The organism is Pseudomonas aylmerensis, assembly GCF_001702265.1.
In the GTDB taxonomy this organism is placed as follows: domain Bacteria; phylum Pseudomonadota; class Gammaproteobacteria; order Pseudomonadales; family Pseudomonadaceae; genus Aquipseudomonas; species Aquipseudomonas aylmerensis.
Genome location: NZ_MAUE01000022.1, coordinates 85347 through 101587 on the forward strand (window position 1 = coordinate 85347; position 16241 = coordinate 101587).

Consider the following 16241-nt stretch of genomic DNA (forward strand, 5'->3'; position numbering starts at 1 on the left):
TAGATTTCGTGAATTGCGTGTGTTGCCAAGAACCCTGGAGATCCATGTGGGCGCTGGCTTGCCTGCGATGGCGGTGGGTCAGCTGCAGATGTATCCACTGACAGTCCGCTATCGCAGGCAAGCCAGCTCCCACAGTTGGACTGTGGTGTTCTCCAGATAGCCTTTCAATCATCCACCTGTTTTGGCGGCGGCAAGGTGAACCCCGATACCGACCGGCGCAACTGGCTGGCCATCTTCGCCAGGTTGCCGATGCTTTCCGCAGTGGCGGTGGAGCCCGACGACGTCTGGGTGGTGATCTGCTGGATCACGTTCATGGTCAGCGAGATCTGCCCCGCCGACGAGGTCTGCTGCTGCGCCGCATTGGAGATGCTCTGGATCAGTGCCGCGAGGGTTTTCGACACGCCTTCGATCTCTTCCAGCGCCACCCCGGCGTCCTGCGCCAGCCGCGCGCCGCGCACCACTTCGGTGGTGGTCTGCTCCATGGAGATCACCGCTTCGTTGGTGTCGGCCTGGATCGCCCGCACCAGGGTTTCGATTTGCCGGGTGGCGGCGGAAGAACGCTCGGCGAGCCGCTGCACTTCATCGGCCACCACCGCAAAACCGCGCCCGGCATCACCGGCCATGCTCGCCTGGATCGCCGCGTTGAGGGCGAGGATGTTGGTCTGGTCGGCGATATCATCGATCAAGCTGACGATATCGCCAATCTCCTGGGACGACTCGCCCAGGCGCTTGATGCGCTTGGCGGTGTCCTGGATCTGCTCGCGAATGTTGTCCATGCCGTGGATGGTGTTGTGCACCACCTCGTTGCCTTTGTTGGCAATCTCCACCGAACGCTCGGCCACCGCCGAGGATTCAGCGGCGTTGGCCGAGACCTGGTCGATGGACTGGGCCATCTGGTTGATCGCGGTGGAGGCTTCGGCGATCTGTTGGGCCTGATGCTCCGAGGCCTGGGCCAGGTGCATGGCGGTGGCCTGGGTGTCCTGCACCGCGCCGGCGACTTGCCCGGCGGTGAGGTTGATGGTGGCGACCAGGTCGCGCAGTTGGTCGACGGAATAGTTGATGGAGTCGGCGATGGCGCCGGTGAAGTCCTCGGTCACAGACGCCGTCACGGTGAGGTCGCCGTCGGCCAGGTCCTCGATTTCATCCAGCAGGCGCATGATCGCGTTCTGGTTGCGCTCGTTCTTCTCGGCGGTTTCATGCAGCTGGCGGTTGGTCTCGCGCACCATGACCAGGCCGATGAGGATGATCGAGGTCAGCGCCAGCAGGCCCAGCACGTAGCCGCCGATGGTGTCGAAGCTGCGCCCGCTGGCGAGGTTTTCAAAACCGGTGGCCAGGTGCGAGGCTTCATCGAGCAGGGTTTGCGACAGGTTGAAAATATTGCTCGCCGAAGCGCGCACCTGGAACAGCTGCGGCGAGGTCTCGAGGATTTCATCCACGGAGCCGGAGACAAACTCGAACAGCTCGGCAATTTCTGCCAGCCGCGCACGGGCGTCGCGGTCTTCGACCTGAGTGATGCGCAGCCCGGCGTTGCCCTGGAGCATGCCGTTGAGCACCTGGCCGAAGCGGTTGGCGTCGCGGCCGAAAGCGTCGGCGGCCTGCACGGCGGTTTCGTCGCCGGCGAGCACGGTATTCACCGCGCCGAGAATGCGCTCGGCCAGCAGCGACTGGCGCTGGGCCAAGGCCACCTGGCTGGCCGGGGCGCCGCGTTGCAGCAGGATATCGACGACTTTTTCCGACTCCATCTGCAACTGCGGCACGGTTTCAGCCAGGGTTGCGGCCACCTGGTGCAGGGACAGCACGGTCTGCTCGCTGGCGAGGATCGCGTCGGTGTTCTTCAGCAGCGCTTCCCAGTCGGTCTGTACCGCGCGCATTTCCGCACGTACAGCATTGGGCGCGGCGGGCAGCCCGGTCTCAATGTCACCTTTTTTCAGGTAGCCCCAGCGTTGCGCGAAGTCGTTGCGCGCATCGCTCAAGAGCTTGAACGCAGCCGCCTTGCCGGCAGCCGCTTCGGTGGCGTTCTTGGCGATGCGCTGGGACAGCACGCGCAACTCACCGGCGTGGCCGATGTACTGCTTGTCGTAGGTGGACTGGGTATTGAGGTACGCGAAGTTGGCGAACAACAGCATGATGAACACGATCAGCGCGATAAACAGCATGATGATCTGCGAGCGGCTGCGTGAAGCGGCCTGGGGTTTGGGCGTGGTCGGGGTGCTCATGCGGCAACATCCATGAAGCCTGGGGCCTGGGCCAGGGCGAAGGGGCTGAACACCTGCCACTGCTGGTCGCCATCGAACTGGCCCTGGATAAACGGTGCGGCGAAAGCTGCGCTCGCCCGCAGTGCGTCTTGTGCGAAATGCTGCATGCCTACCACCTCGTCTACCAGCAGCCCGACAAACAGGTCGTTGAATTCCACTACCAGCACCCGCCGCTGCTTGCGCGCCCGGGACAGTTCCAGGCCGAGAAACCCGCCCAGGTCCATCACCGGCAGCAAACGCCCGCGCAGATTGGCCACGCCCTTGACCCACGGCTTTACCCCCGGCATCAAGGTGCAGCGCGGCTCGTGCAAGACCTCGGCGACTTCGCCCATGGGCGCCACATACCAATGCGGCCCCAGGCGAAAACCGATCCCGCTCCAGCGCTGCAGGCGGGTTTCCTGCGACGGCAGGTCGGCGGCCAGCAGGCGGCAGCGGCGGTCGATGTCCAGCAGCAGCTCGAAGGCGGTTTGCGACTCGGTCATCATCGCGAGCCTTTAGCCGGCCAGCACCTTGTTCAGCGTGGCGATCAGGGTTTCTTCATCCACCGGTTTGGTCAGGTAATCCTTGGCGCCCTGGCGCGCGCCCCAGATCTTGTCGGTTTCCTGATCCTTGGTGGTGATGATGATGATCGGGATGCCGTTGGTTTCCGGCTCCTTGGACAGCTGGCGCGTGGCCTGGAAGCCATTGAGCCCCGGCATCACGATGTCCATCAGCACGGCATCGGGCTTTTCCTGGCGGGCCAGGGCCACGCCGTCCGCGCCGTTTTCGGCCTTGAGCACCTGGTGGCCATGCTTTTCCAGCATGCCGGTGAGTTTGTACATTTCAGTCGGCGAATCGTCGACGATCAGAACGCGTGCCATGGTTTTCCCCACTACATTGGTCGGCGCCAGCCCTTGTGGGGCGGCGTCAGTGTGCTTGTTCTACTGCGGCGAACCCAGGCACGTAGGCCTTGATCGCGCCCAGCAGTTCTTCCTTGCTGAAAGGCTTGGTCAAAAACTGATCGACACCGACGATGCGCCCCTTGGCCTTGTCGAACAGGCCGTCCTTGGAGGACAGCATGATCACCGGGATCGACTTGAACGCCGGGTTGTTCTTCACCAGGGCGCAGGTCTGATAACCATCCAGGCGCGGCATCATGATGTCGACAAAGATAATGTGCGGGTGATGATCAACAATCCGGGCCAGGGCATCGAAACCGTCGATGGCCGTGATGACATCGCACCCCACGTTCTTCAACAGGGTCTCGGCGGTGCGGCGGATCGTTTTCGAATCGTCGATCACCATCACTCTCAAGGCGTTGGAATGCTGTTCCATATCTGCTCTACCATCGCCACAGCGAATCGGTTTTCGGTGTGTACTGCCTGATGTTGCACAGGATGAGCGCCGCAAGCCTTGGAATTCAAGGGCTGCTGCGCCGTGGCAGTCTTTTTAGCACAGTCTCCGGGCGCAATCTATCGAGCAACCGGCCAGGTGGTTTTTCCTTGACCCACAACAGCCGCAGCGCCACTCTGACGCCACTTTTATGCGCCTAATTTGCTAGAGGAAATCCCCCATGAGCGTTCGCGTCGGCATTGTCATGGACCCTATCGCCAGCATCTCCTATAAAAAGGACAGCTCGCTGGCCATGCTCCTGGCCGCCCAGGCCCGCGGCTGGAGCCTGTTCTATATGGAACAGCCGGATCTTTACCAGGGTGACGGCCAGGCTCGCGCGCGCATGCGCCCGCTGCAGGTGTTTGCCAACCCCGAGAAGTGGTTCGAGCTTTCGGACGAAATCGACAGCCCCCTGAGCGACCTGGACGTGATCCTGATGCGCAAGGACCCGCCGTTCGACATGGAATTCGTCTACTCCACTTACCTGCTGGAGCAGGCCGAGCGCGCCGGGGTATTGATCGTCAACAAGCCGCAGAGCCTGCGCGACTGCAATGAAAAACTGTTCGCCACGCTGTTCCCGCAGTGCACGCCACCGACCGTGGTCAGCCGCCGCGCCGATGTGCTGCGTGAATTCGCCGCCAAGCACGGCGACGTGATCCTCAAGCCGCTGGACGGCATGGGCGGTACCTCGATCTTCCGTCACCGTGCAGGGGATCCGAACCTGTCGGTGATCCTGGAGACCCTGACCGCGCTGGGCACCCAGCAGATCATGGGCCAGGCCTACCTGCCGGCGATCAAGGATGGCGACAAGCGCATCCTGATGATCGACGGCGAGCCGGTGGACTATTGCCTGGCGCGCATCCCGGCGGCCGGCGAGACCCGTGGCAACCTCGCCGCGGGTGGCCGTGGTGAAGCGCGGCCGCTGTCGGACAAGGACCGCTGGATCGCTTCCCAGGTCGGCCCAACCCTGCGCGAAAAGGGCCTGCTGTTTGTCGGCCTCGACGTGATTGGTGAAAACCTCACTGAAATCAACGTCACCAGCCCCACCTGTATCCGCGAGATCGACAATGCGTTCGGCACCAATATTGGTGAAATGCTGATGGCGGCGATTGAGCGCAAGCTCCAGGCCAAGTGACATAGAACAGCCGGACATAAACCAACATTGCGTTATCATGCGCCACCTGTGAAACGCGCGATGTTGGTTTTCTTGTCATGACACTCCCGTCCGATCTGCCCCCCGAACTCTCCCACAGCGGCGTGCGCCCGGCTGATCGGCTCGGATTTACCCTGTTCCTCGCTGCACTGATTCACCTGGCCTTGATCCTCGGCGTGGGGTTCACCATGGTCGAACCCAAGCAGATCACCCAGACCCTGGAAATCACCCTCGCCACGTTCAAGAGTGAAAAACCGCCCGAAAAGGCTGACTTTCTCGCCCAGGACAACCAGCAGGGCAGCGGCACGCTCGACAAGAAAGCGGTGCCCAAGACCACCGAAGTGGCGCCGTTCCAGGACAACAAGGTCAATAAAGTCACCCCGCCACCGCCTGCGCCCAAGCCCGAAGTCAAACAGGCTGCGCCCAAGGCCGCCGTGACCACCGTCGCGCCCAAACCGCAAAAAGCCCCGACCCAGCGCGAAAAGGCCAAGACCGAACCGCAACCCGAGCCTGTAAAGCCGGCGCCCACGTTCGACAGCTCGCAGCTCTCCGACCAGATCTCCAGCCTCGAAGCCGAACTGGCCAACGAACAGCAGCTCTACGCCAAGCGCCCGCGCATCTACCGGTTGAACGCCGCGTCGACCATGCGCGACAAGGGCGCCTGGTATAAGGATGAGTGGCGCAAGAAGGTCGAGCGCATCGGCAACCTGAATTACCCGGATGAAGCCCGACGCCAGCAGATTTATGGCAATTTGCGCTTGTTGGTGTCGATCAACCGCGACGGCACGTTATATGAGGTGCAGGTGCTGGAGTCCTCCGGCCAGCCGCTGCTCGACCAGGCTGCCCAGCGCATCGTGCGCCTGGCCGCGCCCTTTGCGCCGTTCACCGGCGACCTGAATGACGTCGACCGCCTGGAAATCATCCGCACCTGGAAGTTTGCCAAGGGCGACCGGCTGTCCAGTAACTGACACACCGCCCCCTGGCAGCCAGCAGGACTAATAGGGCGAACAGGCTTATTGTGGCGAGCGGGCTTGCCCCGCGTTGGGCTGCGCAGCAGCCCCACTCTTCTCATCGCGCTCCTGCTGAAAAACCGCAGTGTCAGATTTTAGGGCCGCTGCGCAGCCCAACGCGGGGCAAGCCCGCTCGCCACAGTGAGCCCGCCCACCACAGCAGCCCCGCTCGTGACAATTAGGGCCCGCCGCAGCTTGTCAGTTCGCGCCTCCCCCGCCACACTAGCGGACATGAAAAATGTCAGCCCGACCTACCTCAAGCACCAATTCCTGATCGCCATGCCCCATATGGCCGACCCGAACTTTGCGCAGACCTTGACCTATATAGTCGAGCACACGGCCAATGGTGCCATGGGGCTGGTGGTGAACCGCCCGCAGGAGCTGAACCTGGCGGATATCCTCGAGCAACTGCGCCCCGAGATCGACCCGCCGGCGCGTTGCCAGGGCGTGCCGATTTATATCGGCGGGCCGGTGCAGACGGATCGCGGTTTTGTGCTGCACCCCACCGGGCCAAAGTTCCAGGCCACGGTTGACCTGGAAGGTGTGTCGCTGTCCACCTCCCAGGACATACTGTTCGCCATCGCCGACGGCGTCGGCCCGGAGCACAGTGTCATCACCCTCGGTTACGCAGGGTGGGAGGCCGGGCAGCTGGAAGCCGAACTGGCCAGCAATGCCTGGCTGACCTGCCCGTTCGACGCCGACATCCTGTTTCACACCGCCAGCGAACTGCGCCTGGAGGCGGCCGCCGCCAAGCTGCGCGTCAACCTCAGCCTGCTCACCAGCCAGGCGGGGCACGCCTGATGGCTTTGCGCTTGATCCTCGGGTTTGACTACGGCACCAAACAGATCGGCGTCGCGGTCGGCCAGGTCATCACCGGCCAGGCCCGCGAGTTGTGCACCCTTAAAGCCCAGAACGGCGTGCCGGACTGGAACCAGGTCGAAGCCCTGATCAAGGAGTGGAAGCCCGACGCCGTCGTGGTTGGCCTGCCCTTGAACATGGACGGCACACCCAGCGACATGTGCCTGCGCGCCGAGAAGTTCGCGCGTCGCCTCAATGGCCGCTACAACCTGCCCTTCTATACCCACGACGAACGCCTCACCACCTTCGAAGCCAAGGGTGAGCGCCTGGCCCGTGGCGGGCAAAAGGGCAGCTACCGCGACAACCCCGTGGACGCCATCGCCGCCGCCTTGCTGTTGCAGGGTTGGCTGGATGAAAACACCGCTTTATTTGAATCCTGACTGACGCGGCTTGCCGCGTCTTTTTACGTTTGAGCCCGGACCTTGCCGTCACCCCGCCGCGCAAGGCCTAGAAGGAGCCACCATGAGCCTGCCCAATCCCGCCGAACTGATCAGCCAGATGGCGACGAGCCTGACGGCCCATCTGCAACACCGCGCCATCAGCGAACCGCGCTTCATCGGCATTCGCACCGGCGGTGTGTGGGTGGCCCAGGCGTTGCTGGAAGCACTGGGCAGCGATTCGCCCCTGGGCACACTGGATGTGTCCTTCTACCGCGACGACTTCAGCCAGAACGGCCTGCACCCACAAGTGCGCCCATCGGCCCTGCCATTCGAGATCGAAGGCCAGCACCTGGTGCTGATCGACGACGTGCTGATGAGCGGCCGCACCATCCGCGCCGCCATGAACGAGCTGTTCGACTACGGCCGCCCAGCCAGCGTGACCCTGGTCTGCCTGCTGGACCTGGACGCCGGCGAACTGCCGATCAGCCCGGATGTGGTCGGCGCCACCCTGTCGCTTTCAGCCCATCAGCGGGTAAAATTGTCCGGTCCTACGCCGCTCGAACTCGAACTGCAAGACCTTGCCCTTTAAACCGCCTTGTAAAGAGTCCCCGCGATGACGCCTCTAGATGCCAAGCGCCCGCTGCAGCTCAATGCTCAGGGCCAGTTGCAACATTTCTTGTCCCTCGACGGTTTGCCCCGCGAACTGCTCACCGAAATCCTCGACACCGCCGACTCGTTCCTCGAAGTCGGTGGGCGGGCGGTGAAGAAGGTCCCGCTGCTGCGCGGCAAGACCATCTGCAACGTGTTCTTCGAGAACTCCACCCGCACCCGCACCACCTTTGAACTGGCGGCCCAGCGGCTGTCGGCCGACGTGATCACGCTGAACGTGTCGACGTCGTCGGCGAGCAAGGGCGAGACCCTGCTCGACACCCTGCGCAACCTGGAAGCCATGGCCGCCGACATGTTCGTGGTCCGCCACGGCGACTCCGGTGCCGCACACTTCATCGCCGAGCACGTGTGCCCGCAGGTCGCGATCATCAACGGCGGCGACGGCCGTCACGCCCACCCGACCCAAGGCATGCTCGACATGCTCACCATCCGTCGGCACAAGGGCAGCTTTGAAAACCTCTCGGTGGCCATCGTCGGCGACATCCTGCACTCGCGGGTCGCGCGCTCGAACATGCTGGCCCTGAAGACCCTGGGTTGCCCGGACATCCGCGTGATCGCGCCGAAAACCCTGCTGCCGATCGGCATCGAGCAATACGGCGTGAAGGTCTACACCGACATGACCGAAGGCCTCAAGGACGTGGACGTGGTGATCATGTTGCGCCTGCAGCGCGAGCGCATGGCCGGTGGCCTGCTGCCGAGCGAAGGCGAGTTCTACCGCCTGTTCGGCCTGACCACCGCGCGCCTGGCCGGGGCCAAGCCGGATGCCATCGTGATGCACCCCGGCCCGATCAACCGCGGGGTGGAGATTGAGTCGGCGGTGGCCGACGGCAACCAGTCGGTGATTCTCAACCAGGTGACCTACGGCATCGCCGTGCGCATGGCGGTGTTGTCCATGGCCATGAGCGGGCAAACCGCGCAACGTCAATTCGAGCAGGAGAAGGCCCAGTGAAGCTCAGCATTCTCGGCGCCCGAGTCATCGATCCGGCCAGTGGCCTGGATCAAGTTACCGATCTTCATCTGGAAGCCGGCAAGATCATCGCCCTCGGCGCGGCGCCCGCAGGCTTCGCCGCCAGCGAGACCATCGACGCCAAAGGCCTGGTGGCCGCGCCTGGGCTGGTCGATCTGAACGTCGCCCTGCGCGAGCCGGGTTACAGCCGCAAAGGCAACATCACCAGCGAAACCCGCGCCGCCGCTGCCGGTGGCGTGACCAGCCTGTGCTGCCCGCCACACACCAAGCCTGTGCTGGACACCTCGGCCGTGACCGAGCTGATCCTCGACCGCGCCCGCGAAGCCGGCAATTGCAAGGTGTTCCCCATCGGCGCCCTGAGCAAAGGCCTGGAAGGCGAACAACTCGCCGAGCTGATCGCCCTGCGCGACGCCGGTTGCGTGGCCTTCGGCAACGGCCTGGAAAGCTTTCGCAGCACCCGCACGCTGTGCCGTGCCCTGGAATACGCGGCCACCTTCGACCTGACGGTGATCTTCCACTCCCAGGACCGCGACCTGGCGGAAGGCGGCCTGGCCCATGAAGGCGCGGTCGCCAGCTTCCTCGGCCTGCCGGGCATTCCGGAAACGGCGGAAACCGTGGCCCTGGCCCGCGACCTGCTGCTGGTGGAACAAAGCGGCGTGCGCGCGCACTTCAGCCAGCTGACCAGCGCTCGCGGCGTGGCCCTGATCGCCCAGGCGCAGGCTCGCGGCTTGCCGGTGACGGCGGATGTCGCCCTGTACCAGCTGATTTTGACGGACGAGGCGCTGATCGACTTCTCCAGCCTGTACCACGTACAACCGCCCCTGCGCACCCTGGCCGACCGTGAAGGGTTGCGTGCGGCGGTCAAATCCGGCGTGGTCTCGGCGATCTCCAGCCATCACCAGCCCCACGAGCGTGATGCCAAGCTGGCGCCGTTTGGCGCGACCGAGCCGGGCATCAGCAGCGTAGAGCTGTTGCTGCCGTTGGCGATGACCCTGGTGGAAGACGGCCTGCTGGACTTGCCAACCCTGCTGGCACGCCTCAGTGCCGGCCCGGCCGAAGCCCTGCGCCTGCCGGCGGGCAAACTGGCGGTGGGTGCAGCGGCGGACCTGGTGCTGTTTGATCCGGCCAGCTCCACGGTGGCCGGTGAGCACTGGCTGTCCAAGGGTGAAAACTGCCCGTTCATCGGCCATAGCCTGCCGGCGACGGTGCGCTACACCTTGGTGGATGGGCGGATCAGCTACCAGGCCTGAAGCGGGCGCGGTAAAAAAGCGGGCTTGCTCGCGAATGCGGTGGATCAGTCAGCCTGTTTGGCGGCTGACACACCGTATTCGCGAGCAAGCCCGCTCCCACATTGACTCTCTATTAGGCTTGAAAGTCTCAGCGTCCGCTGTTGCGCTCGGCATTGCGGATCGAGACCTGGGTATTCAACGTCCAGAAGTCATACAGCACCCCCACCAGGAACAACCCGCCGGTCAGCAGGTAGATCAGGCCGGTGATCCATTTGCCCTGGTACATGCGGTGCACGCCGAATACGCCAAGGAACGCCAACAGAATCCACGCCACGTTGTATTCGATGGGCCCGGCGGTAAAACGCAGGTCCGCTTCACGGTCCATGGCCGGGATCAGGAACAGGTCGATCAGCCAGCCGATGCCCAGCAGGCCGAAGGTGAAAAACCAGATCGTACCGGTCACGGGCTTGCCGTAATAGAAGCGGTGCGCGCCGGTAAAACCGAAAATCCAGAGCAGGTAACCAATCACCTTGCTGTGGGTATCTTGCTGCGGACCAATCTGTTGATAGGTGTTCATGCAGTACCTCTTTTGCCTCGATAGATAAATTTTTTCACTTTCTTTGTGACTTTTTTACGGGCGCCCGACGTACGGCCAATGGTATCTTCACTGCCCTGAAAGCCTTATGCCACCTGACTTGTGTAGGACAATTGCGGCGATTCGTCGCGTTTTTCCTGAATTTGACCCCAAGGTTCAGTCGACAAACGGCCTGAGAACAGCACAAAAAGCTGTTATAAAGTTGCGCGCAAACCCATAAGAGCCACGCCTAATGCGACCATTTTTCAAGACATGGCTAACCATCTGCCTATTAATGCCACTGGCCGCCCACGCCACCAATCGTGAGCAACGACTTCCTAACGTCAACGGTTTCACCCCTAAAGTCCACAGCACGCCAAGCACGGCCAAGTCGGTAAAGCAGACCGTCAACCGCCCGACTCAACTGAGCACGGTGCACGGCAAATCGTCGACACACCTGGTTGCCGCCAACACCAAGCAAAGCAGCAACGTCCTCAGCCGCGCCGTCAACGTGCTCGGTACACCTTATCGTTGGGGCGGCAGCAGCCCAAGTAAAGGGTTCGATTGCAGCGGTTTGGTGAAATATGCGTTTAACGACGTCGCCGCAGTGGATTTGCCACGCACTTCCAACGCCATGGCCGCTGGCCACGGACAGAAGGTCGAGCGCAAGGACCTGAAACCGGGTGACCTGTTGTTCTTCAAGCTCAAGAGCCGCCAGGTCAACCACGTAGCCATCTACCTGGGCAACGACCGCTTCATCCACGCACCACGCCGTGGCAAGGCCGTCAGCATCGACACGCTGAAAAAGCCGTTCTGGGACAAGAACTACGTGATTGCCAAGCGCGTTCTGCCTAAAGAGCAAAACAGCAACCTGCGCGTCGTGCAGCGCTAGATCCAACCGGCAGCCGCCCTCCTGTTTGAAATGCAATCAAATGTGGGAGCGGGCTTGCCTGCGATGACGGTGTGTCAATGGCAGAGATGTCGTCTGACAGTGCGCTATCGCAGGCAAGCCAGCTCCCACATTCAACCTGCGTCGCGTCGAATATGGCGATCACACAGCGGATTATCCCCTGTGGGAGTTGTCGAGCCTTGGCGAGGCTGCGAAAGCGGTGTGTCAGCCAAAGATAACGCCCGCAATGCCGTCGCCTTCGCAGCCTCAATGGGGCTCCACAGTTGCTCCCACATTGATATCAGCACTCTCTAGATATCTGCAGGCACCCTCGCCTTCTCCCGTGCATCCGCTTGGCTGACCAGCCCTTCGCTGACCAGCGCCTTCAAGCTCATGTCCAGCGTCTTCATCCCCAACGCCCCGCCGGTCTGAATCGCCGAGACCATCTGCGCCACCTTGTCTTCGCGGATCAAATTGCGAATGGCCGGCGTGGCCAGCATGATTTCATGGGCCGCCACCCGCCCGCCGCCGATCTTCTTGACCAGCACTTGGGCCACTACCGCCTGCAGCGACTCCGACAGCATTGAGCGGACCATGGCTTTTTCTCCCGCCGGGAACACGTCCACAAGGCGGTCCACGGTCTTTGCCGCCGACGACGTGTGCAGGGTGCCAAAGACCAGGTGGCCGGTCTCAGCGGCCGTCAGCGCCAGGCGGATGGTTTCCAGGTCGCGCAGCTCACCCACCAGGATCACATCCGGGTCTTCGCGCAGTGCCGAGCGCAAGGCCGTGGAAAAGCTATGACTATCGCGGTGGACCTGGCGCTGGTTGATCAGCGCCAGGTTCGGCGTGTGGATAAATTCGATCGGGTCTTCCAGCGTGAGGATGTGCTGGCGTCGGTGCTGGTTGAGGTAGTCGATCATCGCCGCCAGGGTGGTGGACTTGCCGGACCCGGTCGGCCCGGTCAGCAGCACCAGGCCGCGCGGCAGTTGGGCGATACGCCGGAACACCTCGCCCAACTCAAGGCCTTCCAGGCTCTGGACTTCAGAGGGAATGGTGCGAAACACCGCGGCCATGCCGCGATCCTGCTGGAACACATTCGCCCGGAACCGCGCCAGCCCCGGCAGCGCGAAGGCGAAATCCGTTTCAAGAGATGTTTCGAAATCCTTTTGCTGGTATTTGTTCAGCAACGGGCTCAACAAGTCCGCCACTTGCGGGGCCGAAAGCACCGGGCAATCCAGCGGCCAAACCTCGCCATCGATTCGCAACATGGGTGCAAGGCCTGCCGACAGGTGCAGGTCAGAGGCGCCACGACGCACGCTGGCCGTGAGCAATTCAGTGATATCCATAGGGCTTTCCATTTCCAGTAGAATGCCGCGGACTCCATATCCACGGGCGCATCTTGAATGTCGACGATAGCAGACAACATCGGCCTGGTTAGCCAGCGCATCCGCGCCGCAGCCGACGCCGTGCAACGTGACGCAAGCAGCATCCACCTGCTGGCCGTGAGCAAGACCAAACCCGCGCAAGCCGTGCGCGAAGCCTATGCCGCCGGCCTGCTCGACTTCGGCGAGAACTATCTGCAGGAGGCCCTGGGCAAACAGGCGCAATTAACCGACCTGCCCTTGAGTTGGCACTTCATCGGCCCCATTCAATCGAACAAGACTCGCGCGATCGCCGAGAACTTCGCTTGGGTGCATTCCGTGGACCGCCTGAAAATCGCACAACGCCTGTCCGAACAACGCCCGGCCGACCTGCCACCGCTGAATATCTGCATCCAGGTCAATGTCAGCGGCGAAGCCAGCAAGTCCGGCTGTACACCCGCCGACCTGCCGGCCCTGGCCAACGCCATCAGCGCCCTGCCGCGCCTGAAACTGCGTGGCCTGATGGCGATCCCTGAGCCGACTGAAGATCGGAGCGCACAAGATGCAGCGTTCGCTGCCGTGCGCGAGCTGCAAGCCAGCCTGAACCTGGCGCTCGACACACTTTCCATGGGCATGAGCCACGACCTCGAGTCGGCCATCGCCCAAGGCGCCACCTGGGTGCGGATCGGTACCGCCCTGTTTGGCGCCCGCGACTACGGCCAGCCATGAAATGGCTGACATCCATCTGAATAAGGACCTGTCATGAGCAACACGCGTATTGCCTTTATCGGCGCCGGCAACATGGCGGCCAGCCTGATCGGCGGCCTGCGGGCCAAAGGCCTGGACGCCGCGCAGATCCGCGCCAGCGACCCCGGTCACGACACCCGTGCCCGCGTCAGCGCCGAACACGGTATTCAAACCTTTGCTGACAACGCCGAGGCCATCAGCGGCGTCGATGTGATCGTGCTGGCGGTCAAGCCACAAGCGATGAAAGCCGTGTGCGAAAGCCTGCGCCCGAGCCTGCTGCCACACCAGTTGGTGGTGTCCATCGCTGCCGGCATCACCTGCGCCAGCATGAACAACTGGCTCGGCGCGCAGCCGATCGTACGCTGCATGCCCAACACGCCGGCGCTGCTGCGCCAGGGCGTGAGCGGCCTGTACGCCACCGCCGAAGTGAGCGCCGAACAGCGCGACCAGGCCCAGGAGTTGCTGTCTGCCGTGGGCATTGCCCTGTGGCTGGAACAGGAACAACAGCTGGACGCCGTCACCGCCGTCTCCGGCAGTGGCCCGGCGTACTTCTTCCTGCTGATCGAAGCCATGACCGCCGCTGGCGTGAAACTCGGCCTGCCCCACGAAGTCGCCGAGCAACTGGCCGAGCAAACCGCCCTCGGCGCCGCGAAGATGGCCGTTGGCAGCGAAGTTGACGCCGCCGAGCTGCGCCGTCGCGTGACGTCTCCAGGTGGCACCACCCAGGCGGCTATCGAATCGTTCCAGGCCGGCGGCTTTGAAGCCCTGGTCGAAAAAGCTCTGGGTGCCGCGGCACATCGTTCGGCTGAGATGGCCGAGCAGCTGGGCAAATAGTCGTCCCCTACATAGGAAACAAACATGCTCGGAATCAATGACGCTGCCATTTTCATCATCCAGACGCTGGGCAGCCTGTACCTGCTGATCGTGCTGATGCGCTTTATCCTGCAACTGGTGCGGGCGAACTTCTACAACCCGCTGTGCCAGTTCGTGGTCAAGGCCACCCAGCCCTTGCTCAAGCCGCTGCGCCGGGTGATCCCGAGCCTGTTCGGCCTGGACATGTCGTCGCTGGTGCTGGCGCTGCTGCTGCAGATCCTGCTGTTCGCGGTGATCCTGATGCTCAATGGCTACCAGGCCTTCACTGTGTTGCTGTTGCCTTGGGCGCTGATCGGCATCTTCTCGCTGTTTTTGAAGATCATCTTCTGGTCGATGATCATCAGCGTGATCCTCTCCTGGGTCGCTCCCGGCAGCCGTAGCCCGGGTGCCGAACTGGTCTACCAGATCACCGAGCCGGTGCTGGCGCCGTTCCGTCGCCTGATCCCCAACCTCGGCGGCCTGGATATTTCGCCGATCTTCGCGTTCATCGCGATCCAGCTGGTGCAAAGCTGGGTGATTCCGCGCCTGGCGTTCTATGCGTTCATGCCCAAGGAACTGTTCGGCCTGATCTGACGCTGAACAAATGTGGGCGCTGGCGTGCCTGCGATAGCAGCACAGCGGTGTAACCCAAACACCGAGGTGCCCGCATCGCAGGCAAATCGGCGCCCACATTTTGTATCTGCCTACCGGTGCAGGCCTTTGCTTGCCGCTGGGTGCAGCGGTCTTTAGACTTACGCCTCATTTAAACGAGAGCAGGGTCGATGCCAGCTGCCTTCCCCCCCGATTCTGTTGGACTGGTCGTGCCCCAAGTGGCGCACTTCAGCGAACCGCTGGCCCTGGCCTGCGGCCGTTCGCTGCCTGCCTACGACCTGATCTATGAAACCTACGGCCAGTTGAACGCCACGGCGAGCAACGCCGTGCTGATCTGCCACGCCTTGTCCGGCCATCACCATGCCGCCGGCTACCACAGCGTCGACGAGCGCAAGCCCGGCTGGTGGGACAGCTGCATCGGCCCCGGCAAGCCCATCGACACCAACACGTTCTTTGTGGTCAGCCTGAACAACCTCGGCGGCTGCAACGGCTCCACCGGTCCCAGCAGCCTCAACCCGGAAACCGGCAAGCCGTTCGGCGCCGACTTCCCGGTGCTGACCGTGGAAGACTGGGTGCACAGCCAGGCACGCCTCGCCGACCTGCTGGGCATCGCCCAATGGGCCGCCGTGATTGGCGGCAGCCTGGGCGGCATGCAGGCCCTGCAGTGGACCATCACCTACCCGGATCGCGTGCGCCACTGTCTGGCAATCGCCTCGGCCCCCAAGTTGTCGGCCCAGAACATCGCCTTCAACGAAGTGGCGCGCCAGGCCATCCTCACCGACCCCGAGTTCCACGGCGGTTCGTTCCAGGAAGCCGGCGTGATCCCCAAGCGTGGCTTGATGCTGGCGCGGATGGTCGGGCACATCACCTACCTGTCCGATGACTCCATGGGCGAGAAATTCGGCCGTGGCCTCAAGAGTGAAAAGCTCAACTACGACTTCCACAGCGTCGAGTTCCAGGTCGAAAGCTACCTGCGTTACCAGGGCGAGGAGTTTTCCGGGCGTTTCGACGCCAACACCTACCTGCTGATGACCAAGGCCCTGGACTACTTCGACCCGGCAGCCAACCATGACGATGACCTGGCGAAAACCTTCGAAGCTGCCACGGCCAAGTTCTGCGTGATGTCGTTCACCACCGACTGGCGCTTCTCGCCGGCCCGCTCCCGTGAGCTGGTGGACGCGCTGATGGCTGCGCGCAAAGACGTCTGCTACCTGGAGATCGATGCTCCGCAAGGCCACGACGCCTTCCTGATCCCGATCCCGCGTTACCTGCAGGCGTTCGGCAATTACATGAACCGCATTACTTTGTGAGAAC

The 16241-nt window shown here is 62.8% G+C and carries 18 protein-coding genes; 12 read left to right on the forward strand and 6 right to left on the reverse strand.

Translation table 11 applies throughout. The features are described from left to right. Nucleotides 1-164 precede the first annotated feature (164 nt). Genes BBG20_RS15490 through pilG form a run of 4 tightly spaced genes read right to left on the reverse strand, consistent with a single transcriptional unit; the run spans nucleotide 165 to nucleotide 3569 of the window. Nucleotides 165-2216, reverse strand: coding sequence for a methyl-accepting chemotaxis protein (locus tag BBG20_RS15490; RefSeq protein ID WP_065902120.1), 2052 nt, complete (start codon nucleotides 2214-2216; stop codon nucleotides 165-167). Continuing rightward, a complete protein-coding gene (locus tag BBG20_RS15495; protein WP_065902122.1) occupies nucleotides 2213-2737 on the reverse strand; it encodes a chemotaxis protein CheW in 525 nt (174 codons plus the stop codon). The genes BBG20_RS15490 and BBG20_RS15495 overlap by 4 nt, the downstream gene beginning before the upstream one ends. A 12-nt stretch (nucleotides 2738-2749) precedes the next feature. Next, nucleotides 2750-3115 carry a twitching motility response regulator PilH gene (gene pilH / locus BBG20_RS15500; RefSeq protein ID WP_014720320.1) on the reverse strand — a complete coding sequence of 122 codons (366 nt, stop codon included), beginning with the start codon at nucleotides 3113-3115 and terminating at the stop codon, nucleotides 2750-2752. Nucleotides 3116-3161: 46 nt separating this feature from the next. Continuing rightward, on the reverse strand, nucleotides 3162-3569 hold the full coding sequence (gene pilG, locus BBG20_RS15505) for a twitching motility response regulator PilG (RefSeq protein ID WP_010564379.1): 408 nt from the start codon (nucleotides 3567-3569) through the stop codon (nucleotides 3162-3164). Nucleotides 3570-3807: 238 nt separating this feature from the next. On the opposite strand from pilG, the gene gshB reads away from it, so the two are divergent. From gshB to BBG20_RS15540, 7 genes are all read left to right on the forward strand, one after another. Next, nucleotides 3808-4761: a glutathione synthase gene (gshB, locus tag BBG20_RS15510; protein WP_065902124.1), complete on the forward strand. Its 954-nt coding sequence runs from the start codon at nucleotides 3808-3810 to the stop codon at nucleotides 4759-4761. Nucleotides 4762-4838: 77 nt separating this feature from the next. Beyond that, the gene (locus tag BBG20_RS15515; protein ID WP_065902126.1) at nucleotides 4839-5747 is read left to right on the forward strand and encodes an energy transducer TonB; all 909 of its coding nucleotides are present in this window, start codon (nucleotides 4839-4841) and stop codon (nucleotides 5745-5747) included. 273 nt (nucleotides 5748-6020) lie between these two features. Next, entirely contained in the window at nucleotides 6021-6590 is a 570-nt protein-coding gene (locus BBG20_RS15520; RefSeq protein ID WP_065902129.1) for a YqgE/AlgH family protein, read from the forward strand. Then, complete coding sequence (gene ruvX / locus BBG20_RS15525) at nucleotides 6590-7027, forward strand: Holliday junction resolvase RuvX (protein ID WP_065902131.1); 438 nt, start codon at nucleotides 6590-6592, stop codon at nucleotides 7025-7027. The genes BBG20_RS15520 and ruvX overlap by 1 nt, the downstream gene beginning before the upstream one ends. An 82-nt stretch (nucleotides 7028-7109) precedes the next feature. After that, nucleotides 7110-7616, forward strand: coding sequence for a bifunctional pyr operon transcriptional regulator/uracil phosphoribosyltransferase PyrR (gene pyrR / locus BBG20_RS15530; RefSeq protein ID WP_065902137.1), 507 nt, complete (start codon nucleotides 7110-7112; stop codon nucleotides 7614-7616). A gap of 24 nt (nucleotides 7617-7640) precedes the next feature. Then, nucleotides 7641-8645 carry an aspartate carbamoyltransferase catalytic subunit gene (locus BBG20_RS15535; protein ID WP_065902138.1) on the forward strand — a complete coding sequence of 335 codons (1005 nt, stop codon included), beginning with the start codon at nucleotides 7641-7643 and terminating at the stop codon, nucleotides 8643-8645. Then, nucleotides 8642-9913: a dihydroorotase gene (locus BBG20_RS15540; RefSeq protein ID WP_065902139.1), complete on the forward strand. Its 1272-nt coding sequence runs from the start codon at nucleotides 8642-8644 to the stop codon at nucleotides 9911-9913. The genes BBG20_RS15535 and BBG20_RS15540 overlap by 4 nt, the downstream gene beginning before the upstream one ends. 127 nt (nucleotides 9914-10040) lie before the next feature. On the opposite strand, the gene BBG20_RS15545 is transcribed toward BBG20_RS15540, so the two are convergent. Further along, entirely contained in the window at nucleotides 10041-10469 is a 429-nt protein-coding gene (locus BBG20_RS15545) for an NINE protein (protein ID WP_065902141.1), read from the reverse strand. Between the two features lie 250 nt (nucleotides 10470-10719). Between BBG20_RS15545 and BBG20_RS15550 the strand changes: the two genes are divergently transcribed. Beyond that, nucleotides 10720-11358, forward strand: a complete 639-nt coding sequence (locus tag BBG20_RS15550) for a C40 family peptidase (RefSeq protein WP_065902143.1) — start codon at nucleotides 10720-10722, stop codon at nucleotides 11356-11358. A gap of 308 nt (nucleotides 11359-11666) precedes the next feature. Here BBG20_RS15550 and BBG20_RS15555 read toward each other — a convergent pair whose 3' ends face one another. Continuing rightward, complete coding sequence (locus BBG20_RS15555; protein ID WP_065902145.1) at nucleotides 11667-12701, reverse strand: type IV pilus twitching motility protein PilT; 1035 nt, start codon at nucleotides 12699-12701, stop codon at nucleotides 11667-11669. A gap of 57 nt (nucleotides 12702-12758) precedes the next feature. On the opposite strand from BBG20_RS15555, the gene BBG20_RS15560 reads away from it, so the two are divergent. The 4 genes from BBG20_RS15560 to metX all read left to right on the forward strand — a co-directional run bounded on the left by BBG20_RS15560 (nucleotide 12759) and on the right by metX (nucleotide 16237). Continuing rightward, complete coding sequence (locus BBG20_RS15560; protein WP_065902147.1) at nucleotides 12759-13445, forward strand: YggS family pyridoxal phosphate-dependent enzyme; 687 nt, start codon at nucleotides 12759-12761, stop codon at nucleotides 13443-13445. A 33-nt stretch (nucleotides 13446-13478) separates the two neighbouring features. Beyond that, a complete protein-coding gene (gene proC / locus BBG20_RS15565) occupies nucleotides 13479-14297 on the forward strand; it encodes a pyrroline-5-carboxylate reductase (protein ID WP_065902149.1) in 819 nt (272 codons plus the stop codon). Nucleotides 14298-14321: 24 nt separating this feature from the next. Next, complete coding sequence (locus tag BBG20_RS15570) at nucleotides 14322-14909, forward strand: YggT family protein (RefSeq protein WP_065902151.1); 588 nt, start codon at nucleotides 14322-14324, stop codon at nucleotides 14907-14909. Nucleotides 14910-15097: 188 nt separating this feature from the next. After that, nucleotides 15098-16237 carry a homoserine O-succinyltransferase MetX gene (gene metX / locus BBG20_RS15575; RefSeq protein WP_065902154.1) on the forward strand — a complete coding sequence of 380 codons (1140 nt, stop codon included), beginning with the start codon at nucleotides 15098-15100 and terminating at the stop codon, nucleotides 16235-16237. Nucleotides 16238-16241 lie beyond the last annotated feature (4 nt).

Excerpts from the sequence above, each read along its gene's own strand:
- BBG20_RS15495 (WP_065902122.1), bottom strand. The coding sequence starts at position 2,737 with ATGACCGAGTCGCAAACCGCCTTCGAGCTGCTGCTGGACATCGACCGC.
- gshB (WP_065902124.1), top strand. The coding sequence starts at position 3,808 with ATGAGCGTTCGCGTCGGCATTGTCATGGACCCTATCGCCAGCATCTCC.
- BBG20_RS15555 (WP_065902145.1), bottom strand. The coding sequence starts at position 12,701 with ATGGATATCACTGAATTGCTCACGGCCAGCGTGCGTCGTGGCGCCTCT.
- BBG20_RS15570 (WP_065902151.1), top strand. The coding sequence starts at position 14,322 with ATGCTCGGAATCAATGACGCTGCCATTTTCATCATCCAGACGCTGGGC.
- ruvX (WP_065902131.1), top strand. The coding sequence starts at position 6,590 with ATGGCTTTGCGCTTGATCCTCGGGTTTGACTACGGCACCAAACAGATC.
- BBG20_RS15545 (WP_065902141.1), bottom strand. The coding sequence starts at position 10,469 with ATGAACACCTATCAACAGATTGGTCCGCAGCAAGATACCCACAGCAAG.
- BBG20_RS15535 (WP_065902138.1), top strand. The coding sequence starts at position 7,641 with ATGACGCCTCTAGATGCCAAGCGCCCGCTGCAGCTCAATGCTCAGGGC.
- pilG (WP_010564379.1), bottom strand. The coding sequence starts at position 3,569 with ATGGAACAGCATTCCAACGCCTTGAGAGTGATGGTGATCGACGATTCG.
- pilH (WP_014720320.1), bottom strand. The coding sequence starts at position 3,115 with ATGGCACGCGTTCTGATCGTCGACGATTCGCCGACTGAAATGTACAAA.
- BBG20_RS15520 (WP_065902129.1), top strand. The coding sequence starts at position 6,021 with ATGAAAAATGTCAGCCCGACCTACCTCAAGCACCAATTCCTGATCGCC.
- BBG20_RS15550 (WP_065902143.1), top strand. The coding sequence starts at position 10,720 with ATGCGACCATTTTTCAAGACATGGCTAACCATCTGCCTATTAATGCCA.
- proC (WP_065902149.1), top strand. The coding sequence starts at position 13,479 with ATGAGCAACACGCGTATTGCCTTTATCGGCGCCGGCAACATGGCGGCC.
- BBG20_RS15515 (WP_065902126.1), top strand. The coding sequence starts at position 4,839 with ATGACACTCCCGTCCGATCTGCCCCCCGAACTCTCCCACAGCGGCGTG.
- pyrR (WP_065902137.1), top strand. The coding sequence starts at position 7,110 with ATGAGCCTGCCCAATCCCGCCGAACTGATCAGCCAGATGGCGACGAGC.
- BBG20_RS15560 (WP_065902147.1), top strand. The coding sequence starts at position 12,759 with ATGTCGACGATAGCAGACAACATCGGCCTGGTTAGCCAGCGCATCCGC.
- BBG20_RS15490 (WP_065902120.1), bottom strand. The coding sequence starts at position 2,216 with ATGAGCACCCCGACCACGCCCAAACCCCAGGCCGCTTCACGCAGCCGC.
- metX (WP_065902154.1), top strand. The coding sequence starts at position 15,098 with ATGCCAGCTGCCTTCCCCCCCGATTCTGTTGGACTGGTCGTGCCCCAA.